Source organism: Allobosea sp. 67-29, assembly GCF_001898115.1.
GTDB lineage: Bacteria > Pseudomonadota > Alphaproteobacteria > Rhizobiales > Beijerinckiaceae > Allobosea.
In genome coordinates this window covers 542,295-566,193 of sequence record NZ_MKSQ01000005.1, presented here as the reverse complement: position 1 = coordinate 566,193, position 23,899 = coordinate 542,295, and the positions used below count along the sequence as shown (strand labels likewise).

Annotated in this window: 21 protein-coding genes; 4 read left to right on the top strand and 17 right to left on the bottom strand. The window is 66.8% G+C overall.

From position 1 onward, the window contains the following. Positions 1-37: 37 nt before the first annotated feature. Positions 38-637 (top strand): TetR/AcrR family transcriptional regulator, encoded by a 600-nt coding sequence (locus BGO20_RS03195; RefSeq protein WP_291663350.1) that lies wholly within the window; start codon positions 38-40, stop codon positions 635-637. Positions 638-778: 141 nt separating this feature from the next. Here BGO20_RS03195 and BGO20_RS03190 read toward each other — a convergent pair whose 3' ends face one another. The 7 genes from BGO20_RS03190 to BGO20_RS03160 form a co-directional block, all read right to left on the bottom strand. Beyond that, on the bottom strand, positions 779-1,798 hold the full coding sequence (locus BGO20_RS03190) for a Gfo/Idh/MocA family protein (protein WP_291663348.1): 1,020 nt from the start codon (positions 1,796-1,798) through the stop codon (positions 779-781). After that, positions 1,798-2,700, bottom strand: a complete 903-nt coding sequence (locus tag BGO20_RS03185) for a sugar phosphate isomerase/epimerase family protein (protein WP_291663346.1) — start codon at positions 2,698-2,700, stop codon at positions 1,798-1,800. Before BGO20_RS03185 ends, BGO20_RS03190 begins: the two co-directional genes overlap by 1 nt. Then, positions 2,697-3,533 carry a carbohydrate ABC transporter permease gene (locus BGO20_RS03180; protein ID WP_291663343.1) on the bottom strand — a complete coding sequence of 279 codons (837 nt, stop codon included), beginning with the start codon at positions 3,531-3,533 and terminating at the stop codon, positions 2,697-2,699. The genes BGO20_RS03185 and BGO20_RS03180 overlap by 4 nt, the downstream gene beginning before the upstream one ends. Continuing rightward, positions 3,530-4,429, bottom strand: coding sequence for a carbohydrate ABC transporter permease (locus tag BGO20_RS03175; RefSeq protein ID WP_291663341.1), 900 nt, complete (start codon positions 4,427-4,429; stop codon positions 3,530-3,532). Before BGO20_RS03175 ends, BGO20_RS03180 begins: the two co-directional genes overlap by 4 nt. A gap of 67 nt (positions 4,430-4,496) precedes the next feature. Then, a complete protein-coding gene (locus BGO20_RS03170; RefSeq protein ID WP_291663339.1) occupies positions 4,497-5,717 on the bottom strand; it encodes an ABC transporter substrate-binding protein in 1,221 nt (406 codons plus the stop codon). 23 nt (positions 5,718-5,740) lie between these two features. Beyond that, positions 5,741-6,670: an alpha/beta hydrolase gene (locus BGO20_RS03165; protein ID WP_291663337.1), complete on the bottom strand. Its 930-nt coding sequence runs from the start codon at positions 6,668-6,670 to the stop codon at positions 5,741-5,743. Next, on the bottom strand, positions 6,667-7,311 hold the full coding sequence (locus tag BGO20_RS03160; RefSeq protein ID WP_291663336.1) for a GntR family transcriptional regulator: 645 nt from the start codon (positions 7,309-7,311) through the stop codon (positions 6,667-6,669). Before BGO20_RS03160 ends, BGO20_RS03165 begins: the two co-directional genes overlap by 4 nt. A gap of 91 nt (positions 7,312-7,402) precedes the next feature. On the opposite strand from BGO20_RS03160, the gene BGO20_RS03155 reads away from it, so the two are divergent. Beyond that, positions 7,403-8,527: a mandelate racemase/muconate lactonizing enzyme family protein gene (locus BGO20_RS03155; RefSeq protein ID WP_291663334.1), complete on the top strand. Its 1,125-nt coding sequence runs from the start codon at positions 7,403-7,405 to the stop codon at positions 8,525-8,527. A gap of 144 nt (positions 8,528-8,671) precedes the next feature. On the opposite strand, the gene BGO20_RS03150 is transcribed toward BGO20_RS03155, so the two are convergent. The 5 genes from BGO20_RS03150 to BGO20_RS03130 are packed head-to-tail and all read right to left on the bottom strand — an operon-like array spanning position 8,672 to position 14,375. Continuing rightward, positions 8,672-9,763, bottom strand: coding sequence for an ABC transporter ATP-binding protein (locus BGO20_RS03150; RefSeq protein WP_291663332.1), 1,092 nt, complete (start codon positions 9,761-9,763; stop codon positions 8,672-8,674). Then, positions 9,763-11,271: an argininosuccinate lyase gene (locus BGO20_RS03145; RefSeq protein ID WP_362888748.1), complete on the bottom strand. Its 1,509-nt coding sequence runs from the start codon at positions 11,269-11,271 to the stop codon at positions 9,763-9,765. Before BGO20_RS03145 ends, BGO20_RS03150 begins: the two co-directional genes overlap by 1 nt. Before the next feature lie 3 nt (positions 11,272-11,274). Then, positions 11,275-12,129 (bottom strand): carbohydrate ABC transporter permease, encoded by an 855-nt coding sequence (locus BGO20_RS03140; protein WP_291663331.1) that lies wholly within the window; start codon positions 12,127-12,129, stop codon positions 11,275-11,277. A 1-nt stretch (position 12,130) separates the two neighbouring features. Next, entirely contained in the window at positions 12,131-13,060 is a 930-nt protein-coding gene (locus tag BGO20_RS03135) for a carbohydrate ABC transporter permease (RefSeq protein WP_291663330.1), read from the bottom strand. Positions 13,061-13,103: 43 nt separating this feature from the next. Next, positions 13,104-14,375 (bottom strand): extracellular solute-binding protein, encoded by a 1,272-nt coding sequence (locus BGO20_RS03130; protein ID WP_465245985.1) that lies wholly within the window; start codon positions 14,373-14,375, stop codon positions 13,104-13,106. 134 nt (positions 14,376-14,509) lie between these two features. Here BGO20_RS03130 and BGO20_RS03125 point away from each other — a divergent pair, with 134 nt between their 5' ends. Beyond that, complete coding sequence (locus tag BGO20_RS03125; RefSeq protein ID WP_291663329.1) at positions 14,510-15,610, top strand: substrate-binding domain-containing protein; 1,101 nt, start codon at positions 14,510-14,512, stop codon at positions 15,608-15,610. Positions 15,611-15,842: 232 nt separating this feature from the next. Here the strand turns inward: BGO20_RS03125 and BGO20_RS03120 are convergent, their stop codons facing one another. The 5 genes from BGO20_RS03120 to BGO20_RS03100 form a co-directional block, all read right to left on the bottom strand. Further along, entirely contained in the window at positions 15,843-16,700 is an 858-nt protein-coding gene (locus BGO20_RS03120; protein ID WP_291663328.1) for an ABC transporter permease, read from the bottom strand. Next, positions 16,697-17,617 carry an ABC transporter permease gene (locus tag BGO20_RS03115; protein WP_291663327.1) on the bottom strand — a complete coding sequence of 307 codons (921 nt, stop codon included), beginning with the start codon at positions 17,615-17,617 and terminating at the stop codon, positions 16,697-16,699. The genes BGO20_RS03120 and BGO20_RS03115 overlap by 4 nt, the downstream gene beginning before the upstream one ends. A 40-nt stretch (positions 17,618-17,657) precedes the next feature. Continuing rightward, positions 17,658-19,304 (bottom strand): hydantoinase B/oxoprolinase family protein, encoded by a 1,647-nt coding sequence (locus BGO20_RS03110; RefSeq protein ID WP_291663326.1) that lies wholly within the window; start codon positions 19,302-19,304, stop codon positions 17,658-17,660. A 2-nt stretch (positions 19,305-19,306) separates the two neighbouring features. Then, positions 19,307-21,388 carry a hydantoinase/oxoprolinase family protein gene (locus BGO20_RS03105; RefSeq protein ID WP_291663324.1) on the bottom strand — a complete coding sequence of 694 codons (2,082 nt, stop codon included), beginning with the start codon at positions 21,386-21,388 and terminating at the stop codon, positions 19,307-19,309. Between the two features lie 92 nt (positions 21,389-21,480). Continuing rightward, positions 21,481-22,989 (bottom strand): ABC transporter substrate-binding protein, encoded by a 1,509-nt coding sequence (locus BGO20_RS03100; RefSeq protein WP_291663323.1) that lies wholly within the window; start codon positions 22,987-22,989, stop codon positions 21,481-21,483. A gap of 220 nt (positions 22,990-23,209) precedes the next feature. Here BGO20_RS03100 and BGO20_RS03095 point away from each other — a divergent pair, with 220 nt between their 5' ends. Beyond that, complete coding sequence (locus tag BGO20_RS03095) at positions 23,210-23,896, top strand: GntR family transcriptional regulator (RefSeq protein WP_291663322.1); 687 nt, start codon at positions 23,210-23,212, stop codon at positions 23,894-23,896. The last annotated feature ends 3 nt before the right edge of the window (positions 23,897-23,899 follow it).

Genomic DNA, 23,899 nt, shown 5'->3' with positions numbered 1-23,899 from the left:
GCCGTGCCGCGAGCTGGAGAAGTCAGGACAACCGGGAATGAAGGACGAGATCAAGCATGTGACGATCGCCTTGCTGCTGCGGCATGGCTATCAGGGCCTGCGCTTTCGCGACATTGCCGAGCAGCTCGGCGTCACCCGCGCCAACATCCACCATCACTACGGCAACAAGCTCAACCTCTGCGAGGAAGTCATCGTCGAATATGTCGACCGCACGCTCGAGGCGTGGACGGCGAACTGGACCGGCGACAGCACCTTGTTCGAGAAGGTCGAGGGCATGATGGAGTCGAACCGCAAGCGCTATCTCCAGTTCAACCCGACCGGCAGAACGGCCCATCCCTGGTCGCTGATCGGCCGGATGCGGCTCGAAAGCAACGTCATCGGCCCGCGGGCCAGGGAGGCCCTGGCGAATTTCGCGTCCGAGCTCAACCGGCTGGTCATTGCCGGCGTGGAGCAGGCGGTCGTGAACGGCGAACTCTCGGCCGACGCGCCGCGCGCCGACATTGCGCTGCAACTCGTCGCCATTGCCGACAGCGCCGGCTGGATCACCCAGGACGGCGGCGACTTCAGCCGGCTGGAGCAACTCTACCGCTCGGTCATCCGGATCGTCGACAATGCCTATGGGCGGCATGGACGATGAAACTGGAGCGAACCACCAGGCCGGATTTCGTTCAGATGGATGAACACTGAGGTGAAGTCCGCCGCGCGGATGCTGGATATTCTGGCACCTCGCAAGCTGCCGACTGCGACCTCTGCCCGCCGGCGCGATGCGATCCGAGGATCACTGCCCGCGATCGGCGTCCGCGGCGGCAATGGCTTGCTCGAGCAGCGCAAGCGCCCTGGCGCCAGCCGCCGCGTCGGGAAGGTCGACCGCCTCGCCGCGCGCCGCGCGCACGAAACCGCCCAGGATCGCGTGGTAACCCTTGTGATCCTCGTTCGCGGCGACGGTGAGGTTGGGCTCCCAGACCAGCGTGTCCTGCCCGTCGGCCAAAGTGGCGTCGTCCCGCGAAACCTTGAAGGGCGGGCTGCGGAAATAACGGACCTCGTGGAGGTTGCGGACCTCGACGCGGCGATGGTCGCCCATCACCTGCCACCACTCCATCGGTGTGCCGCGCGACTGATGCGTGCCCATCACGAGCGTGCCGATGCCGCCGTTGCGGAAGCGGAAATCGACATGGAGGAGGAGCTTGCCGGGCTCCAGTTCGTGCCGGCGTGCCCCGACGCTCGCGACCTCGCCCATCAGGTGCGGGACCAGGTCGAAATAATGCACGCAGTGATGCAGGTAGAAGCCGGTGTAGTCGACGTCCCCCGCGAAGTAGGTCGGCGCGGTCATGTACTGGCCGAGGAAGCTCGCCGTCTCCCCGAATTCCGGCGCGCGGATGACGTTGGCCGCGATGCGGTTTGCGGTGGAGTAGCGTTTCATGAAGCCCACCACGATCGGAACGCCACGGGCCTTCGCGGCATCCGCCAGTTCCTGCGCCTGTCGGGACGTGGCGGCCGGAGGCTTCTCGATGAAGAGCGGCAGCCCCCGTGCGATGGCCGCAAGGCCGACCTCGTGATGCTGCTGCGGCCCCATGGCGAGGCCGACGGCGTCGATATCCGTGCGGGCGAGCAGGGCGCGCCAGTCGCCGAGCTGGTTCGCGGGTGCGATGCCGTAGCGCCGGCCGGTCGCGGCGAGGTTTTCCGGCGAGATGTCGCAGATCGCCTGCAGAACGACATCGTGCCGCGCGACCTGCGGCAGCAGCATCTCGTTGGCATGGGTGCCGCAGCCGATCCAGCCGAGGCGCAATGGGGATGTCATCACGCGATTCCCTTCGTCGTCGCGAGCCGGTCGGCGAAGGCGAGCGTCGCCTTGAGATAATCGATGCTTGCCGTGAGCTCGGCATCCTCGTTGCGGGAGGGCGCGCGCCATTGCGCCAGCGTCACGCCCGCCGCCTCGTCGTCGCGGCGGAACGGCTCCAGCACGATGGGGCCGCGATAGCCGGAGGCGGCAAGCGCACGCGCGATCGCCGGCCAGTCGATATGGCCGGAGCCGACGAAGCCGCGGTTGTTCTCGTTCGCCTGGAAATGCACGAGTTGCGGGCCCGCCAGCCGGATCGAGGCAGCGAGGTCGAACTCCTCCATGTTCATGTGGAAGGTGTCGAGCATCACGCCGACAGCCGGCGAAGCGACGGCCTCGACATAGTCGAGCGCATGGCGGCAGGTGTTGCACATGTCGGTCTCGAAGCGGTTCAGCGGCTCGACGCCGAGAACGACACCCTTGTCCGCAGCGCGGCGGGCGGCCTGTGTCAGACCACGGACGACGGCATCCACCCGGCGGCGGCGCTCGGCCGGCTCGACGGGATGCGGCGCGCGGCCGGCGAAGACGAGCGGCGCGCCATAGAGCGGCCCGCCGACGATCCCCGCGCCCAATGCCGCGGCGATGTCGACGCATTGCTCGAGATAGGCGATGCCGGCCTGATGCGCCGCCGCGTCCGGGCTGGCGAGGTCGCGGGTCAGGTTCACTCGTGCAGCCAGCACGATCGAGAGCCCGGCATCGGCGGCGGCGGCCTTCGTCTCGGCGAGGTCGAGCTCACCCGGCTCCGGCACCAGCAGTTCGACGACATCGGCCCCGGCCTGCTTCATGCGCTGGAAGGTCGGGAAATGCTCGCGCCCGAAGGGGCGCGCATAGAACATCGAGATCACCCCGATCGCATTGGTCATGATTTGACTGCTCCTGCCGTCAGGCCGCCGACGAGGCGCTTCTGCACAAAAAGGAAAAGGATGGTGACGGGCAAAGCGATGATCGTGCCGCCCGCGGTGAGGATGCCCCACTGCACCGTGAACTCGCCGATGAACAATTGCAGGGCGACGGTCACCGGCCGGACCGTCTCGCCCGAGAGCATCATGGCGAACAGGTATTCGTTCCACGAGGTGATGAAGATGTAGATCGCGGTGGTGACGATGCCCGGCATGACCAGCGGCAGCACGACCAGCCGGATCGTCTGCAGGCGCGAGGCGCCATCGATGGTCGCGGCCTCGTCGAGGTCTTTCGGAATCGCATTGAAATAGCTGACCAGCATCCAGATCGAGAAGGGGATCGAGAAGGTCGAGTGGCCGATGATGACGCCCAGGAAGGTGTCGATCAGCCCGAGGGCGCGCATCAGCACGAACAGCGGGATGATGAGCAGCACGATCGGGAACATGTTGATGACGAGGAAGCCAGTCATCAGCGTGCGCCGCCCGGCGAAGCGGAAGCGCGAGAAGGAATAGGCCGCCGGCACGCTGGTCGCGAGTCCGAGCAGGACGGCGCCGCAGGCGATGACGAGGCTGTTCAGCAGGTTGACCGGGAAGCTCGTGCGCTGGATCAGCGTCCTGTAGTGCTCGAAGGTCGTGCTGCTCGGCAGATAGCGCACCGGGAATCGCGAGAGGTCCGCATCCGGCTTGATCGAGGTCAGCAGCATCCAGACGAAGGGGGCCAGCGCGAAGGCGAGCACCAGCAGGACGGGAATCTCGACCTGGACCAGGCCGCGGACAAAGGAGCGGCGCCGGATCATCGCTCCAGCTCCCCGGCCTGGCGGCGGACATAGAGCCAGACGATGCCAAGCAGGATCGCGGTCAGCATCAGCGAGAGCGAGGCGGCATAGCCGAACTCCATGCCGGTATAGGCGCGCAGGAAGGCGTAGAGCGGCAGCGTGTGCGTGGCATAGCCCGGCCCGCCGCCGGTCATGACCAGGATGACGTCGAGGGAATTGGCGACCCAGATGATGCGCAGCAGAACGGCCGTGGCGACGATGCCGGCGATCGAAGGCAGGGTGACGTGCAGAAACTGCCGCCACGGGCTGGCGCCGTCGATCTCGGCCGCCTCGTAGAGTTCGTGAGGCACGGTCTGCAAACCCGCCAGGATGGTGACGGTGAAGAACGGAAAGCCCTGCCAGACCAGCGCCAGCATGATGCAGGCCAGCGCCGTGGAGGGTTGGGCGAGCCAGGGATGCGGCGCCGAGATCAGGCCGATGCGCAGGAGGATGTCGTTGAGGACGCCGAGGTTGAAATCATAGATCCAGGTCCACATCAGGCCGATGATCACGCTCGGCAGCGCCCATGGGATGATGACGAGGGCGCGGGCCATCCCGCGCCACCAGAAGCTTTGGTTGAGCAGCAGCGCCGCGCCGAGGCCGAGCAGGAGCTGCAGCAAGACGATGCCCGAGACCCAGATCGCCGAGTTCAGCAGGGCGATCCAGAAGACCTCGTCGGAGAACGCGGTCGCGAAATTGCGCAGGCCGATGAAGCGGAAATTGCCGGGGTCGTACAGGACGTATTCGTGCAGGCTGTACCAGGCCGTCTGCAGGACGGGGAACAGGATGACCAGCGCCGTCACCAGCAGCGCCGGCAGCAGGAATCCATAAGGGGTCGCCGCGCGAAGCATCGCGCCGCTCGCCGTCGCATTGTTCATGGCGTCATCCCTCTCGATCGATGGCTGGCGCCGGGTCTCGCCCGGCGCCGCGCGATGCGATCCGGCCTCAGCCGTGGAAGGTCTGCTCGACCGCCCTCATCAGGTCGTCGGGATTCATCCCGCCGGTCAGTGCCCGCTGCAGGTTGGTGGGCAGGACGCGGCCGACGAAATCCGGCGTCTTGACGTTGTCCGGCAAGGGCCTGGCGATAGGCAGCGAGGCGTCGCTCGCCTCGACGAAACGCTTGGGATGGACGGTCCAGTTCTTGGCGCCCGAGATGGTGATCGGCAGCTGGCCGCTGAGCTTGGCCTGTTCGACGTTGTTCTCGGCGCTCGACAGGAAGCTGATCCAGCGAAAGGTCGCTTCCTTGTTCTTGCTGCCGGTGAAGATCGCGTTGGATTCATCGCCGAAATAGGTCCAGCCGCCGCCGTCCGGCCCGCGCGGCACCGGCACGGCCGAGACCTTGTCGCCGAGCGCGCCGACCATTTCCGCGGCCGAGCCGATATGGTGGATCGCCATGCCGGTCCGGCCCGCCTTGAAGGCATCGACGATCTGGCGGAAAGCGTCGGTCGGCGCCGACGGCGGAACCACCTTGTGCTTCACGGCGAGGTCGACGAACCAGCGATTGGCCGCGAGCGCCTTCTCCGTGACCATGCCGCCCTTGTCGAAGCTGGCGCCGCCGCCGAGAACGAAGGGCCCCCAGTTGTCGTGGCAGCCGGCCCCGCCGCGCATGCCGTAGCCGTAGACGCCGTCCTTGGTCAGGGCCTTGGCGGCGGTGAGGAAGTCCTCGAAGCTCTTCGGCGGCTGGAGCCCGGCCTGCTGCAGCAGATCCGGCCGATAGTAGAGATAGATCACCACGTAGTGCAGCGGCATGTAGTACTGCTTGCCGTCCGGCGCGCGATTGATCTTCCAGACATCCTCGGCGATATCGCCACGGCCCTTCCAACTGCCCAGGAACGCGTCCAGCGGTTCCAGCGCCTTCATCTGCCCGAAGCGCGAGAGATAGGACAGGCGCACCATGGCGCAGTCGGGCTGGTTGCCCGCGACCAAGGCCGAGAAGATCCGGTTGATGTAGTCGGTGCCGCCGCCCCACGGGATCGGCTCGGCCTGGATCTTGATGTCCGGGTTTTCGGCCTCGAACTTCGCGACGAGGCTGGCCGGCGTGTTCTGCGGATTGTCGTAGTGGTACCACCAGCGCACCGTCGCCTTGCCCTGGGCGATCGTGGGCCTGGCGGCCTCGAAGGACAGCGCGGCCGCTCCCGCGAGTTTCATGAAGGTCCTGCGTTCCATGACGTTCACTCCCCTGATGTTTTTTATAGTCGTTCGGTGATGTAGGCCGCCGCGGCGTCGATCATGGCCTGCGCCGGGGCGAGTTCCCGGCTCATGCGCAGGCAGCCATGGACGACGCCGGGGACGTGGTCGTGGCGGAAGGCGCCGCCCGCTGCCGCGAGGCGATCCGCCAGACGGATGGTGTCGTCGACCAGCGGGTCGAGCCCGCCGACTGTCAGGTAAAGCGGCGGCAATCCGCGGAGGTCGGCATGCAGCGGCGCGGCGAGCGCCGGAGGGGCGCCGAAGGCCGCGCCGAGATAGTTGCGCCAGTACCAGCGCATGTTCGCCGTGGTCAGGAGGTAGCCTTCGCCGAAGCGTGCATGGCTGCCGGTCTCGAAATCGGGGGCATAGCAGCCGTAGAACAGGGCCGCCGCGGCAGGGAGGGCGAGGCCGGCATCGCGACGCTGGATCATGGCCGCAAGCGCAAGCGTCGCACCGGCCGAGTCTCCGGCAAGCGCCCAGCGCCGCGCATCGACATCGGAGCCGAGTGCGCCGCTGAGCCCGAAGGCTATGGCGCCGAGCGTATCCTCCAGCGGGATCGGGTAGGGGTGCTCCGGCGCGAGGCGATAGTCGAAGCCGAAGACGGCGAAGCCCGACGCCGCCGCGAGGGTCCGCATCGTGCCGTCATGGGTGTCGACCGAGCCGAAGGTCCAGCCGCCGCCATGAACGTAGACGATGACCGGCAGGGTCGTTCCAGGCTTCGGGTGATAGAGGCGCCCGCGCAGGGACGCGCCGTCGACCCGCACCGCGGTCTCGCGCGCAGCGATCTCGGGCGCACCGTCGTTCCAGGCGATGGAGGCGGCGTCGGCGGAAGCGCGCGCCTCGGCGATCGGGAGGGTCTTGAAATCGACGCCCGGCGCCGCCGCGAAGCCGGCCAGGATCCGGGCCATCTGCGGGTGCACGAAGGCGCTCACGCCGCGACCTCGTCGCCGCCTTGAATGACGATCGTATCGATATGGCCGCCGAGCGCCTTCGCGAGCCCGCTGCCGTCGCCGGCGGCAAGACGCTCGAAGAGAACGTCGTGGCGCCGCGCCGTCTCGATAAGGGGGCGGCGATGCTCCGGCGCCCAGAGCTTGTAGCGGTTCGAGTGCATGATGCAGCGCGCCAGGATCTGCCCGAGGGCATCGAGCCCGGAGAGCCGGAACAGCGCGAGATGAAAATCCTTGTCGGCCTCGATCACACGGTACTCGTCGCCCTCCGTGGCGGCCTCCTTCATCGCCGCCAGGATGCCGTGCAGATCGTCGAGAGCCGAGCCGTCGGCATTCAGCGCCGCCTTCAACGCGCCGCGCGTCTCGATGCGGCGGCGCAGGGCCAGCATCTCGTCGGCCTCTTCGGCTGTCAGCCGGGTCACGATCGTCCGGCGTCCCGAACGGACGACGAGACCGTCCTCCTGCAGGTGCAACAAGGCCTCGCGGATCGGTCCCTGGCTGCAGCCGATCTCGCGGGCGAGGCCGAGCTCGGTCAGGACTGTTTCCGGCGTCAGCTCATTCAGGATGATCCGCCGCTTGACGATCCCGTAGACCAGATCGGAGGGGCGGCTGAGCTTCGGGGTCAAGGCCGGCGCCTCGCTGGACAAGGTGTGTCTGTGTGAATATCGATATCATTATTGATAATGATGTCAATGCAGACCGCCGCGGGGACGTTTCATGCGCCACAGGGTCCGGAAGATCGACGTCCACCTCGTCTCCGCTCCCGTCCTCGGGGGCTTCGCGGATGCGACGCGCAAGGTCGAGACGATCGGCTTCGTCATCGTTCGCATCACGACGGACCAGGGGCTGGAAGGGATCGGCGTCACCTATCACGAGGTGGGCGGCGAGGCGACCTGCGAGCTGATCAACCGCAACATGACGCCGAGGCTGATCGGCCGCGATCCGCTCGAGACCGAGGCGATCTGGCAGGAGTTCTTCCACTATCTGCGCGGGGTCGGCCGCAAGGGCCTGATGTATTGCGCGCTCAGCGCCGTCGACATCGCGCTCTGGGACCTGAAGGGCAAGATCGTCGATCTTCCCCTCTGCAAGCTGCTCGGCGGTAACCGGGCCCAGGTGCCGGTCTATGCCAGCGGCGGCTGGACCTCCTATCCGGACGACCAGCTCGTCGACGAGATCAAAGGCATGGTCGCGCGCGGCTTCACGACGGTGAAGTTCAAGGTCGGCTTCGACGGTGGCCGCAATCCACGCCGCGACGCCGAACGCGTCCGCAAGGTGCGCGAGGCGGTCGGCCCGGACATCAACCTGATGGTCGACGCAAACAATTCCTTCGATGCGGCGACGGCGGTGCAGCTGGCCAACCGCATCCGCGAATACGACATCTTCCTGTTCGAGGAGCCGGTTTTCGCCGACGACATACCGGGGCTTGCCCGCTTCAAGCGCGGCACCGACATCCCCTTGGCGACAGGCGAGCACGAATACACCAAGTTCGGTGTGAGGGACCTTCTCATGCACGATGCCGCCGACATCGTGCAGGTCGATGGTGCGCGAGCCGGCGGCTACACAGAGATGCTGAAATGCGCCGCTCTAACCCAGGCCTGGAACGTCAAGTTCGCGCCCCACGCGATGGAGAACCTCCATCTGCACCTCGTCGCGGCCGTGCCCAACGCGCTCTTCCTAGAACGCCTGCTGATGTTTGAGGAGATCACGGCCCAGGTGTTCGACGGCGCGCCGGTGCCGATCGACGGCTGCATGCATGTGCCGGACCTGCCCGGCCTCGGTCTCAAGCTCAACATGGATTTCATCCGGGAGCGGGACGAGACCGCGCCGGCAAGCCACGCTTGAGCGGCTCGATGAGCCCGCTGCCCGCGAGACACGGCGCCGCATGCTCTACGGGCACGACGCTGATCGTTTCGGGCGACAGCGAAAGAGCTCGGGTGCTGGCCGAGACCCGCGGGTCGTCGCCGGCTTTCCGCCGGCCGGCCCGAGTCAGCCGAGCAAGGCCTCCGTCTGCTTGTCGAACATCAGCAGGCTCGCGATATCCGCCCCGAACGCGACGGCTTCCCCGGCCCTGAACGGCACTGTCGACGGTGCGCGCGCAACGACGCTGCCCTGCGGCAGGTCGAGCAGCACGAATGTTTCGGGGCCATGCGGCTCGGCCACGCGCACCCGGCCCTCGATCGTGATGGGATAGTCGCTGCGACCCGCGGCGAGCAGGTTCAGTGCCTGGGGCCGGATTCCCAGGATGATCTCGCGACCCTGCCCGACCCGATGCGCCAGCTCCGCATCGTCCGGCAGGCGGAGAGAGGCAGCGTTGGCGCCCGCATCGATCCGCCCGCCCGAGATGACGGCATCGATCATGTTCATCTCGGGCGTTCCGATGAATCGGGCCGTGAAGACGTCGCCCGGCCGGTTGTAGAGTTCCATCGGCGAACCGACCTGCAGGATGCGGCCGTCGCGCATCACCACGATCCGGTCGGCAAGCGACATCGCCTCGACCTGGTCATGCGTGACGAAGACGATCGTGCTGCCGAGCCGCTGGTGAAGCTGCTTGATCTCGAGCCGCATCTGTCCGCGCAGTTGAGCATCGAGATTGGAGAGCGGTTCGTCGAACAGGAACGCGACGGGATCACGCACCATCGCACGGCCAATCGCGACGCGCTGCCGCTGCCCGCCGGACAAGGCAGCGGGACGGCGCTCCAGATAGGGCTCCAGGCTCAAGGCGCGCGCGGTCTCGCGGATGCGCTCCTGCTTCGCCGCCTTGGAGAGCCTCGAGGTGTAGAGCCCGAAGCCGATGTTCTGCGCCACGGTGAGATGCGGATAGATCGCGTAGTTCTGGAAGACCATCGCGATGTTGCGATATTTCGGCTCGCGGTCGTTGACCACCTCCCCGCCGATGCGCAGCGTGCCGCCCGAGATCGGCTCCAGCCCGGCGATCATCCGCAGCGTCGTCGACTTGCCGCAACCGGACGGGCCGACGAGGACGACGAACTCCCCGTCATCGATGGTCAGGTCGATGCCATGAACCGTCGTGAGGCTGCCATAGCGCTTGACGATCCGCTCGAGCTCGATGCGTGCCATCACTCCCCTCCGGCGATATCGAGAACGCGGCGTTCCAGTTCGGCGTCGGCAGCGGCCCGCCGCGCGGCGACCTGCGCGGCCCGCCGGTCGAAGCCGGCCAGCGCCTCGCGATAGCCGGCAAAGGCTGAGTCGAGCGCGGCGGGCGCCGGCCCTCCCAGCCGGTCGCGGATCGCGACGAAATGCTCCGGCGAGACCATGCGGGCGAATTCGGCCGCATCCGCCCCCGGCTTGCGCCCGACATGATGCTCGAAAGCCGTGGTGAAGGCCGGATAGCCGTCCGTCGGCAAATCGCCGGTCATGGCGACGACGGCGCGTGCGACATCGGCAGCGATCTCGTGGCCGAGCCGGAACGACAGTCCCTCGCTGCGCACCAGCCAATCGGCCAGTTCGGTGATCGTGGCGCAGGAACGGTTGAGATTGATCGCGACGCGATCCGCATCGATGCGGCCGGCCCGAAGTGTCGCGGTCAGCAGGTCCAGCACGCGCAGCCCGACATCGATGGCCTGGTAGCCCATCTCATGGGTTTCCGACTCGCTGTCGGTCATGTCCGTGAAGGGCGTGTTGTGCATCACGTCGACGACGGCGCGAGCGCGCCCGACAGCCTGGCTCGACAGATGGCGCAGATGCTCGAAGGGCACCGGATTGCGCTTCTGCGGCATGATCGAGGAGATCTGGACGAAGGCGTTCGGCAGATAGAGCTGCCCGACCTCGAAGCTCGACCAGAACTGGAAATCCTGGATCGGCCGGCCGAGATGAAGGAACAACAGCGAGACGGCGCTGTAGAGCGCGGTGAGGTAGTCGGTCGCGGCGATGCAGGAATAGGAGTTCTGCAGCGGCGCGGCGAAACCGAGCAGCCCGGCGACGCGCTCCCGGCTGATCGGGAAGCCCGAGGTGGTGATCGCCGCCGCACCGAGCGGGCAGAGATCGACGATATCGCGCGCGGCCTCGATGCGCTCGATGTCGCGGATCAGCACCTCGATCACCGCGGCGAGATAGTGCCCATAGGTCGTCGGCTGGGCCGGCTGGCCATGGGTATAGGCGACGATCAGCACGTCGCGGTCACGTCCGGCGGTCTCGATCAGCGCCACCAGCAACTGCCGGCAGGCCGCGAGCAGCCTGTCGATGCGCGGCAACAGGTCGAGCTTCAGGAAGGTGTGGTCGATGTCGTTGCGCGAGCGGGCGGTATGGAGCCGGCCGCCGATATCGCCCCCGGCGCGCGCCTTGAGCTCGCGCTCCATGTAGAAAAAGTAGTCCTCCACATCCCCGCCATAGACGAGGCTCGCCGGATCGATCTCGCGCTCCATCGCCAGCAGGGCCCGCGCGATCGCCGCGCCCTGAGCGGCGTCGAGGATGCCCGTCTCGACCAGCATGACGAGGTGGGCCCGGTCGATCCGCCGCAAGGCGTCGGCGTGATGGAGGCGGGCTCCGTCGAACAGCGGCCGCAGCACGGTCTCGCGATAGACCGGGTCGGGAAAGCGCGAGAGGTCGTCGCTCTGGAGGGAACCCATAGGCTAGCCTTTGACTCCGGCGAGCATGACGCCGCGCACGATGTAGCGTTGGAAGAAGAGGAAGATCGCGAGCGTGGGCAGGGTCGCGAGCGCCGCCCCCGTCATGATCAGCTCCCACTGGATCGACTGCTCGACGGCGAAGCTCGAAAGGCCCACGGGCAGCGTGTAGAGAAACGGATCGGTGGTGACGATGAGCGGCCAGAAGAACGCCGTCCAGTTGCCGAGGAAGGTGAAGATCGCCAGGGCCGACAGCGCGGGCGTGACGAGCGGCAGCGCCACCTTCCACCAGATCGCGAACTCGTTGAGGCCGTCGATGCGGGCCGCCTCGAGAAAATCATTCGGCACGGTCTCGAAGAACTGCCGCATCAGGAAGACGCCGAAGGCGGTGACCAGCCCGGGGAACATGATGCCCCAGTAGGTATCGATCCAGCCGAGCTTGCTGGCCATGAGATACCACGGGATGACCAGCATCTCCGTCGGGATCATCAGCGTCGAGAGGATCGCCAGGAAGACCAGCCGGCGGCCCGGAAACGTGAACTTGGCCAGGGTGTAGGCGACCAGGCTGTCGAAGAACAGGCAGGACAGCGTGACGAGCGTGGCGATCAGCGTGGAGTTCAGGAACCACCGCGCGAAACGCCCGTCGGACAGGACCTTGACGTAGTTGGCGAGCGTCGGCTGCTCCGGGATCAGGCGCAGGTCGTAGACGTGCCCGGCCGATTTCAGCGAGGTCGAGAACATGAAGAGCAGCGGCGTGACCATGACGATACCGCCGAGGAACAGGATCGTCCATGCGACGATGCGGCCGGGGCGCAGATTGCCGTAGACCGCGAAAGCGCCGCGTTCGGAATGCGTGCTCATGTCAGCGATTCCTCAGGATCCAGAGCTGGGCCATCGAGATCGAGAACAGGATCGCGAACAGAACGACCGTCTGTGCCGCCGCATAGCCCATCTGGTAGGAGGAAAAGGCCGTCTGGTAGATCATCAGCACCAGCGGCTTGGTCGAGTTGAGCGGGCCGCCGGGATCGTTGCTGGTCATGTTGTAGACCTGGTCGAAGATGCGCAAGAACCCGATCGAGGAGAAGACCACGAGGAAGACGGTGGTCGGCTTCAGAAGCGGAATGGTGATGCGGGCCAGGATCGCGCCCTCGCCGAGCCCGTCGATCCTCGCCGCCTCGTAATAGCTCGCCGGGATGGCCCGCAATCCGGCCATGAAGATGATGATCTGGAAGCCGAGATGAGCCCAGATGGCGGTGAGCATGATCGCGGGAAGCGCCTGGTCCACCGAACGCAGGAAGGGCTGGGCGGATATGCCGGCAGCGCCGAGGAGACCGTTGATCACCCCGATCGGCGGAGGCTGGTAGAACCAGCGCCAGACCCAGGCCATCGCCGCGGCGGTGGTCAGATAGGGCAGGAAGTAGAGCGCACGGATCGTGCCGTGCAGGAAGGTCACACGGTCGAGGTAGTAGGCGATCACGAAGGACAGCACGATCGCGATCGGCGTGCCGAAGATCAGATAGGCGAAGGTGTTGCGAAACACCTGCCAGAAGACCGGGTCCGCGAAGAGCTTGCGGTAGTTGTCGAATCCGACGAGGCGCGGCTCGCTGAGCAGGTCCCAGTCCGTGAGCGACAGGTAGAACGCTTCCAGCGTGGGGTAGAAGCGGACGATCGCGAAGAACGCGACCGGAAGCGCAAGGAAGGCCCAGGCCCAGACGATCTGCTTGCCGGCGATCGACAGCCGCCCCCAGGCGCCGCCGGAGCCCGGGCTCCGGCGCGGTGACGTCACGCTCATGGACGGCCCCCTTTTCCCGCCTGTGCCGGCCTGCGCCCGCGGCTCACCTGGCCTTGAACTTGTCGAGGATCGCCTGTTCGCGGGCGGCGGCGGCCGAGAGGGCCTCCTTGATCGGCGTGTCCTTGAGCAGGACCGCGTTGATCATGTCGATCGAGACCTGGCGCTGGGCCGCCTCGTCGACCATCGGCGGCGTCGACGCATAATCGAGACCGCGGATGAAGGGGCCGTAGATCGGGTCCTTGATGTTCGCCTCGGTCAACGCCACGGCGCGGCGAGCCGGCAGTTCGCCCACCTTTTCGAGCCAGACATTCATCGCCTTCTCGGACGAGATGAAGGCCAGGAACTTCTCCGCGGCGGCCAATTTCTCGCCTGTCGCGGACGCGCCGATGGCGTTGGCGAAGTAGCTTCCGAAGTTCGCCTTCCGACCGTCCTGCGTCGGCAGTTCCGCAACGCCCCATTTGAAGCCCTGGATGGTCTTGTAGGAGGCGATGCGGAACGTGCCGTCCACGACCATGCCCGCGAGGCCGGAGCGGAAGGCCGCCTGGCCCTCGTCCATGAAGCCCTCCTGACCGACATGGTGCACCTTCTGGAGGCCGGTATAGAACGCGAGCGACCGGGAGCCCGCCTCCGTGTCGTAGGCGACCTTGGCGCCGTCGGCGGAATAGGATTCGCCGCCATACTGCCGGAGGAGGATTTCGCGCCACCAGTTGTGGTCCTGCCGCGCGATGTCGAGCGCCATTCCGACCTGCTGGAAATTGCCCGCGGCGTCGCGCTTGACGATCGCCTTGGCGGCGGCGACCAGTTCGTCGAGCGTCTGCGGGGGCTTGTCGGGATCGAGACCCGCCTTCTGGAACAGGTCCTTGTTGTAGAACAGCGCCATGCAGCGCACGGCCGTCGGCAGGCCGTAATACTGCCCGCCACGCTTCATCGCCGAAACGATCGGGAAGAAGTCGCGCTCGATCTCGGCATCCTTGAAGACGGCTTTCGGCAGAGGCTGCACGAGCTTGCCGGCGATGAAGGTGTCGAGCCAGCCGTAGAAAAGCTGCATCACCTCGGGTCCTCGGCCGGCGGCCTTGGCCGCGATCAGCCGCGTCTGGTAGTCGGCATAGGGGAAGGTCACCTGCTTGACGGTGATGTCCGGATTCGCGGCCTCGAACTGCTTGATCAGCTCGGTCATCGCCTGGACACGGGTGTCGAAGACGTATTGCCAATACTGGATCTCGACCGCCTGGGCGCGCCCCGCTCCAACGCCGAAAATTCCGAAGGCCATGACCGAAGCCAGAAACGACCGGCGCGCGACTTTTGCAAAGCTCATCTCGACATCCTCCCGGGCATCACTGTTTGCCAGTGTATTATGCAAGCGCTTGCATGCTAGCTTTGCCAGAATATTTGTCAACGCCGGGCCGTCAGGCTAGATTCGTTTGATCTATGGACCCTCGACGCACTGAAATGAACAAGCGCTTGCACGATCATGCGGCAGATCTGAAGACCCTGGCCCTGGAGCTCGGGCTGTCGCAGTCGACAGTGAGCCGCGCCCTGCGCGCGCATCCTGGCATCCCGGAAAGCACGCGTCGCCGCGTCGTCGCAGCGGCCGAGGCGGCGGGCTACCGGCCGAATGCACGCGCCCGCAGCCTTGCGACCGGCCGCACCGAAACGATCGGGCTTTCCTTTCCGCTCGAGCGGCTGCAATTGCCCGAAACCAATTTCGTCGATGTCCTGGCCGGCATCTCGACCGCCGTCACCAGCCGCAACTACAATCTGCTGCTGTCGCCCTTCCAGGGCGACGAGGCAGCGGTGCTGCGCAAGCTCGCCTCGTCGAAGGCGATCGATGGCGTGATAATCACGCGCCCGCTGGTCGCCGATCCGAGGATCGCCCTGCTGAACGAGCTGCGCCTGCCCTTCGTCCTGCATGGGCGCAGCGAGATCGAGCTGCCGTACTCGTTCGTCGACACCGACAACGACAACGCCTTCGAGCGCCTGACCAACCTTCTCCTCGACTATGGCCATCGACGCATCGTCGTCATCAACGGGCTTGCGCAGTTCCGCTACGTCGCAGCCCGTGCCGCCAGCTTTCGCCGCGCCTTCGCCGCTCGCGGGCTGACACCGCCGCCGGACGCGATCGAATTCGTCTCGATGACCGAGGCCACGGGCTACGAGACCGCGATGCGCCGGCTGAAGGACGCCGAGCGGCCGACGGCCTTCCTCTGCGGCTCGGTCTTCCAGGCGCGCGGGGTCTATCGCGCCATCGCGGAGAACGGCCTCAGCGTCGGCGGCGATGTCTCGGTGGTCTGTCATGACGACGGCGTCCGCGGATGCGGAGCGGCCGACCTCACGCCGCCGTTGACGGCGACGGCGACCTCGATCCGCGGCGCCGGCGAGGCGCTCGCGCTGATCCTGATCGAGATGATCGAAGGCCGCGCCACCCAGCCCGTCCGCAAGATCCTGCCGTTCGAGCTCATCCTGCGGGATTCGGTGGGCCTGGCAGGCCCGCACGGCCGACGCTCGGGCGAGGCCGCCGGTCCCGAGGGTCCGAACCGGGTTCTTCCCTGAGCCCGATGGTCGCCTCGCTCCGAAGCGCTGGACGCAGGGGCGCGATCCCGCTCAACTGCCGTCGCTGAACGGCGTGTGGCAAGGCGGACGGGACAGGCGAGACGATCGGCGGATCGGCCTCGTCAAGAAGAGCGGCCGGACGCTCGCAGCCCCTTCCGCGCGGCTCGTGCGCCATCTCCGTGAGTTGACCGCGGACTGAAGCAAGGCCCGGGCGACGCCGTCCCCTTCCTCGTCAGCGGCGCTCGGCGCGCGGATCGAGCCAGTCGCGCAGCCAGTCGCCCAGCAGGTTGACGCTCAGCACGGTCAGCATCAGGGCGAGACCCGGGAGGGTGATGATCCACCAGGCGCTGGCGATGTAGGTGCGTCCGTCGGCCAGCATCCGGCCCCAGCTTGGAGAGGGCGGCTGGATACCGAGCCCGAGGAAGCTCAGCCCGGCCTCGAGCACGATGGTGCGCGCGAGCTCGAGAGTCGCGACGACCAGCGCCGGAGTCAGCACGTTCGGCAGGATGTGGCGCAGCAAGATTCGGCCGTGCCCGGCGCCCATCGCCAGCGCAGCCTGCACGAATTCCCGCTCGCGCACGCTCAGCACCTGCGCCCGGATGATGCGGGCATAGCGGACCCAGCTCGTCAGCGCGAGAACGGCAACCAGGTTGTGCAGGCTGGGACCGAGCGCGGCCACGACCAGAAGCGCCAGCAGCATCAGCGGAAAGGCGAGCTGGATGTCGACCAGCCGCATCAGCACCCGATCGGACCAGCCGCCGAAATAGCCGGCGACGAGGCCAAGCAGCACGCCGACGATGCCGCCGAGGATCACGGCGGAACCGGCGATGGTCAGCGTCACCCGGCTGCCGGCGATGATGCGGCTGAGGATGTCGCGGCCGAGCTGGTCGGTGCCGAAGGGATGGGCGCCCAAGCCTGCCCAGGAGATCGTCGGCGCCAGCATGCGCGCCCGCAGATCGCCGCGCGTCGGGTCGGGCAGACCGAGCCAGGGCTCGGCCAGCGCCAGCGCCAGCAGGAGCACGAGCAATGCCGCTCCGGCGAGGCCGAGCCAGTTGGCTTGCTGCCGGCGCAGGAACGAGAAGAGCTTCATGAGGCCTGCCGGATGCGCGGATCGATCAGGCCGTAGAGCAGGTCGACCAGGAGATTGACGAGGACGAAGATCGCCGCGACCACGGCGACGCCGGCCTGGACCACGGGAAAGTCCTTGGTTTCGATCGCCTGGACGATCAGCCGGCCGACGCCCGGCCAGGCGAAGACCGTCTCCGTGACGGCGGCCCCGCCCAGCAGTTCGCCCGCCAGAATGCCGGTCATCGTGACGACGGGGATCAGCGAGTTGCGCCCGACATGCCAGAGATAGATGCGGCGCGGCGCGAGGCCTTTCGCATAGGCGGTGCGGACATAATCGTCCCGCATCACGTCGAGCATCGAGGAGCGCAGCAGGCGCGCGATGCTGGCCGTCGTGAAGCAGGCCAGCGTCACGGAGGGCAGGACCAGATTCTGCCGTTCGCCGTACCCGCCCGTGGGAAACCAGCCGAGCTGCACGGCGAAGAACAGGATCAGCATGATGCCGAGCCAGAAGGAGGGCGTCGCCTGGCCGAGCAGCGCCACCAGCAGCACGAGCCCCTCGATCGCCGAGCCGCGGTAGATCGCCGCGAGCGCGCCGGCCAGTCCGCCGATCAGCACCCCGATCGCGAGCGCGGTGCCGGCGAGCATCGCCGTCGCCGGCAGGCGCTCCAGCACGACGTCGAGCGCCGGGCGCGCGAACTGGAAGGACTGGCCGAAATCGCCCTTCAACGCGTGGAGCAGGAAGGTGAGGTATTGCTGTAGCAGCGGTTGGTCGAGGCCGAGCTGCACGCGCAGCTCGTGCAGCTGAGCTTCCGTCGCGCCGATCGGCAACAGCAGCACGGCGGGGTCGCCCAGCAGCCGCGAGACGATGAAGACGATCGTGACCACGCCCCAGATCGCGATCAGGCCCTCGCCGAGGCGGGTGGTCAGATGGCGTGGCATCGCGCTGGCTCCCTCGTCTGCCGTCTCGCCGGCCCGGCCCCTACGGCTTCAGCCCGTAGATCTCGACGGCCGCCTGGCGCGAGATCCGCTCCTCGCGCAGGTCGCGCTCGACGAGTGCCCGATCACGCTTCTTCGGATCGCCGAAGCCACCGCCGCCGGCCGCCACCATGCCGACCCACTCGCCCGGCTGCAGGATGCCGGCGCGGCGGTCGAGCGGCTTTGCGCCGGGCGAGAGCTCGACGCGGGCGGTCAGGCCGTCCCGGCCGCCCCTGAGGCCGAAGGGCGGCACGATGCTGTTGGTGCCGCCGGCCGAGATGCGGGCGGTATGGTCGAGCATCTCGACGCGCCGCCTGAGCGTCATGCCGCCGCGATATTCGCCGGCGCCGCCTGAATCCTGCACCAGCTCGTAGCACTTCACCATGACGGGGTGCTCGATCTCGAGCGCCTCGATCGGCAGGTTCGCCGTGTTGGTCGTGTTCACCTGCACGCCGTCGAGCCCATCCTTGTCGGAGCGCGCGCCCATGCCGCCGCCATGCATCTCGTTATAGACGTAGAAGCGGCCGGTGCGCGGGTGGATTCCGCTGGTCGTCAGCAGCGTGCCACCGGTCGAGGCGGCGGCGATGCGCTCGGGCACGACATCGGCGAGCGCGGCGAAGATCATGTCGACGAGGCGCTGGCCGATATCGGTGCGGCTGTAGACGGCGGCCGGCGGCGTCGAATTCAGCACCGAGCCCAGCGGCGCCGAGACATGGATCGGCCGGTGGAAACCGGCATTGGCCGGCAGGTCGGGATCGACGATCGCCTTCACCGCGAAATACACGGTCGCGAGCAGCGCCGTGTAGACCATGTTGATCGGCGCACGGACCTGCGGCGGCGCATCGGGGAAATCGACGAAGATCTCGTCGCCCTTGACCTCGATCACCACCTGCAGGTCCATCACGCCGTCGACCAGGTTGCTGTCGAAGTCGTGGCGGAAGCTGTAGGTGCCGTCGGGGATCTGCGCGATGCCGGCGCGCGTGCGCCGCTCGGTATAGTCGAGTACCTGCGCGCCGGCTTCGCGCACCGTCTCGGCGCCGTATTTGTCGCAGAGCGCCTGATAGCGCTGCACGCCGAGGCGGTTGGCCGCCATCTGGGCGCGGAAATCGTTGATGCGCTCGCGCGGCACCTGGCAGTTCAGCAGGATGAGCTGCATCAGGTCCTCCTGCAGCACGCCCTCGCGATAGAGGCGGACCGGCGGGATGCGCAGGCCTTCCTGGAAGATGTGGGCGTGGCCGCGATCGACGAAATCGGAGTGATGCGCGAGGTTCGTCACCCAGGCGACCAGCCTGTCGTCGTGGAAGATCGGCTCGAGGAAGACGATGTCGTTGAGATGCGTGCCGCCGCCCGTATAGGCGTCGTTGCCGACGAAGACGTCGCCGGGCCGGACCGTCGAAAGATCGTGGTTCTTGAAGACGTGATCGGCGATGCCGAGCAGCGAGCCGAGATGGACCGGGATGTGCTCGGCCTGGGCGATGGTGCGTCCTTCAGCATCGAACAGGGCCGTCGAGCAGTCCTGCCGCTCCTTGATGTTGGTCGAGTAGGCGGCGCGGATGATCGCCTTGCCCATCTCTTCGACGATGGTGGTGAGCGCGCTGCCGATGACCTCGACGGTGATCGGATCGAGCTGCGTCTTGGCCTTGTCCAGCATGGTCAGCCCTCGATGATGAGGTTGAGATGGGCGTCGACGGTCGCGACCTGTTGCGGCAGGACGAGCGTGGTCGAATCCATCTGGTCGATGATGGCAGGGCCGGTGACCTTATGGCCGGGGCCCAGCCGTTCGCGGTCGTAGATCGGGCAGTGGGTGAAGCCGCCGGTCTCCGGCAGCCAGACCTCGCGATGGCCGGTGATCGCCTTCTCGACCGGCTCCGTCGCAGACGGATAGGCCTTGAGATCGGCCTTCGGCACGAGGCCGACCGCCTCGATACGCAGGGTCGTGACCTGCACCGGCTCCTCGGCGGCGATATACCCATAGACCTGCTTGTGGATGCGCTCGAACTCCGCGCGCAGCTTGACGAGCGCAGCCGCGTCGATCGGGCCGGCGGGACAGGGCACGGTGAGCTCGTAGCCCTGGCCGCCATAGCGCATGTCGACCGAGCGGATCAGCGAGCGGCGCGCTTCGGGAATCGCCTCCTGGGCGAACCAATCCTGCGCGCGCTCCTCGAGGCCGGCGAAGCCGCTCTCCATGCCCGGCGCGCCCTCGGCGCTGAGCGGCAGGAGCCGGGTGAGGGACAGGTTGGTGCGCAGGTCGGTCAGCAGCAAGCCGAGCGCGCACATGATGCCCGGATATTTCGGGATGACGAGGCGCGGGATCTCCAGTTCGCGTGCGAGCCGCGCGGCGTGGATCGGGCCGGCGCCGCCGAAGCCGAGCATGACATAGTCGCGCGGATCGTAGCCGCGCTCGACCGAGATCACGCGGATCGCCTTCGCCATATTGGCGATGACCACGCTGATGATGCCTTGCGCCGTCTCCATGACGCCGAGGCCGAGCTGGTCGGCAAGCCGCCCGATCGCCGCCTTGGCGCGGGCCTGGTCGATCTTCATGCGGCCGTTGAGGAGATGCGTCGGGTTCAGCACCTGCAGCACGACATTGGCGTCGGTGACCGTCGGTTCCTCGTTGCCGCGCCCGTAGCAGACCGGGCCGGGATCGGCGGCGGCCGAGCGCGGGCCGACCTTGAGCAGTCCGCCGGCATCGATATGGGCGATCGAGCCGCCGCCGGCGCCGACCGTATGGATGTCGAGCATCGGCAGTTTCAGCGGATAGCCGTGGACGACGGCGTCGTTCGACATCTGCGGCCGGCCGCGGTCGATCAGCGAGACGTCGGTCGAGGTGCCGCCCATGTCGAAGGTGATGACGTTGTCGAAGCCGGCGAGCCCGCCGACCGAGAGCGCGCCGATGACGCCGGCCGCCGGCCCCGAAAGCACCGTGCGCGCCGGGAAGTTCTGCGCCACCTCCGAGGAGATCACGCCGCCATTCGACTGAGTGAGATGCGGGTGGGCCTCGATGCCGATCTCGGCCAGTCGCGGCTGCAGCTTCGAGAGATAGGACTTCATGATCGGGCCGAGATAGGCGTTCACGACCGTCGTCGAGAGCCGCTCATATTCGCGGAATTCGGGCGCGACCTCGTGCGAGATCGAGACGAAGGCGCCCGGCATCTCCTCAGCCAGGATCTCCTTGACCCGCTTCTCATGCGCCGGCTCGATGAAGGAGAACAGGAAGCAGACCGCGACGGTAGTGATGCCCTGCGCCTTGAGCTTGCGGGCGGCCGCCCGCACCTCTTCCTCGTCGAGAGGCGTATGGATGCTGCCGTCGAAGCGGACGCGCTCACTGACCTCGAGGCGCTTGTCGCGGGTCACCAGGATGCGCGGCTTCTGCGTCTGGATGTCGTAGAGGGAATCGCGCTTCTGCCGGCGCAGTTCCAGCACGTCGCGAAAGCCCCTGGTGGTGATCAGCCCCGTCTCGGCGCCGCGCCCGACGATCAGCGCGTTGGTCGCGACCGTGGTGCCATGGCCGAAATAGACGACATCGACCTTCTGCCCGGTCGCCCTGGCGACCTCGGAAACCCCCTGCTCGATCCCCCCGGCAATGCCGAGCGAGGGGTCCTGCGGCGTGCTCGACACCTTCCAGACATGGATCTCGCCATGGGTCTCGTCGAACATGCAGACATCGGTGAAGGTGCCGCCGGAATCGACGCCGACGCGCAGCTTCAGGGTGGTTTCGTCTTGAGCGGTCATGACTATGTCGCGATCCGGTTGATCGGAAATTCGGGCAAGGCTTCGCCGCCGGCGAGCCCGTCGGGCCCGCCGGGTGGTGTTCTCGGGCGCTGTCAGCGGGTCTTGATGTCGATCGCGCGGACCCAGTCGTCGCCGCGCGCCTGCCATTCGATGCTCTTGGACTGCGCGTAGGTGATCGGCGTGAAGAACATGAAGATCGACGGCGAATCCTCGCAGAGCTGCTTGGTCAGCTTGCGGTAGAGCGACAGGCGCCTGATCGGATTGTTGGTCGATCGCGCCGCCTTCGCATCCTCATTGAAGCTCGGGCTGTCCCAGTAGGATTGCGGGTTCTGCTTCTCCCAGAAATTCAGGAGCCCGCCCGCGTCGAGCGTCGGCCAGCCCAAGCCGAAATAGGCGGAGTCGCCGAGGTTCTTGGCCACGAGATACTTGTTCATGAAGGCGCCGAACTCCATCTCGCGCAGCTTCACCGTGACGCCGATATCGGCGAGCTGGGACGCCACCACCTGGGTGATGTCGGAAGCCTGGATGTAACGGCCCGTCGGAACCTCGAGATCCATCGTCAGGCCATTGGGGAAGCCGGCCTCGGCCAGGAGCTTCTTGGCCTGTGCCGGATCATAGGGCATCGGCTTGAGATCGGGATTGTAACCGAAATAGACCGGCGAGAGCGGCTGGCAGGCGCTGATCTGGGCCAGGCCGTCGAGCAGCCCGTCATTGATCGCCTTGCGGTCGATGCCGAGGTTGAGGGCATGCCAGAGCTTGGGATTGTCCTTGAACGGCGGCTTCATCGCGTTGAGCTTGATGAACATGCCGCGCGTGCCGGGGACCGAGCCGGCATCGGCCTTGCCGCCGGCCTTGATGCGAGCAATCTCGGAAGTGGGGAACTGCGTGATCAGGTCGACGTCGCCGGCCTGGAGCGCCGCGATCCGCGAGGCGTCCTCGGGAATGATGCGGAAGGTGACGTTGTCGAAAGCCGGCTTCTCGCCCCAGTAGTCCTTGCGCGCCTTCAGCACGATGCGGTCGCCGCTGGAGAAATTGACCAGCTCATAGGGACCGCTGCCGAGCGCCGCCACCGACGGATTGTTCTGCGCCGTCCATTTCGGCGGCATCAGCAGGAACATCGACATCTGGTCGGGCAGGTCGGGATAGGCCCCCTTGGTGACGAACTCGACCGTGGTCGGGGAGATCACCTTGACCTCGCTGATCGCGGCGAACCAGGGCTTGTTGCGCGCGCCGGTCTTGGGATCGAGCACGCGCTCGACATTCCATTTCACCGCTTCGGCGTCGAGCTTCTCGCCGTTGGAGAAGGTCACCCCCCCGCGCAGGGTGAACTGCCAGGCCGTGTCGCCGATCGCCTGCCACTTGGTCGCGAGACCGGGTCTCAGCTTGAGATCGGGGCCGCGATCGACCAGCGGGGTGTAGATATGCGCGGCGACGCTGAGATCCGTGCCGACCGTCGTCGACTTGTCCGGATCCAGCGTATTGACGTTGCTCGACAGAGCGATCGTCAGATCGCGCGCCGCGGCGGGAGCGACCAGGGCGATCGAAGCGATCCCGCAGGCAAGGGCGACGGCGAGACGACGGGCTGAGGCCTGGTTGTGCATGACAATCCCCTGTTATTGACTTTGGCGCCAATCCTGCGTTCATGATTGGCATCTGTCAATCGCCCGTCGCGGAACGTTTTGCTCAATGAAGGTGCACAGCCAGGAGATCTCATCTCCGGAGAGCCTGCCGGGACGCCCTGCCCGTTCGTTGCGGATCGGTGGCAAAGCGGGCGAATATGGGCGCGAACATGGTGAGATTCGTCTGCGGAAAGCGGCGTCGATGACGTTTGAGACAGGACAAGAAGGCGCAGCCGAAGGGGCGACGCGCGGCGGGCGCGCCGCAGGCGGCAGCGCATCCCGGGCGCGCGAGCTCGCGAAACTGATCGAGAAGGACATCAGCACCGGCCGCCTGAGCGCAGGTTCATGGCTGAAGCAGGTCGACCTCGAGGCCCAGTACGGCGCCTCCCGCCTCGACATCCGCCAGGCTCTGGACCGACTCGAGGAGAAGGGCTTCGTCAAGCTGGAAGCCAATCGCGGCTACCGCGTCGAGACCTTCGACAAGGAACGCTTCCGCAATGTCGTGACGATCCGCGCGATTCTGGAGGTCGCAGCCGCCGCCGAGGTGCTGAAGCACATCGACGAGGCGGGGCTGGAGCGTCTGCACCGGCGCGCCGACGCCTTCGCCGAGGCCGTCAATGCCGGAACCGTCATCGCACAGGAGGAGGCGAACTACGCCTTCCACGCCGCGATGCTCGAATTTTGCCCGAACGCCGATCTCGTCTCGATGATCTTCGATCTGCGCAGCCGCGTGCCCGTCACGCTGACGCGCGAGAAGAACACCGCCGCCATCCTCGCGAACACCGTGCGCGAGCACTACGAGATCGTCGAGCGCCTGCGCGAACGCGACAAGGCGGCCCTTGAAGCCGTCGTCCACAAGCACGTCCTCGGCGGCCTCGAAGTCGTTTGACAC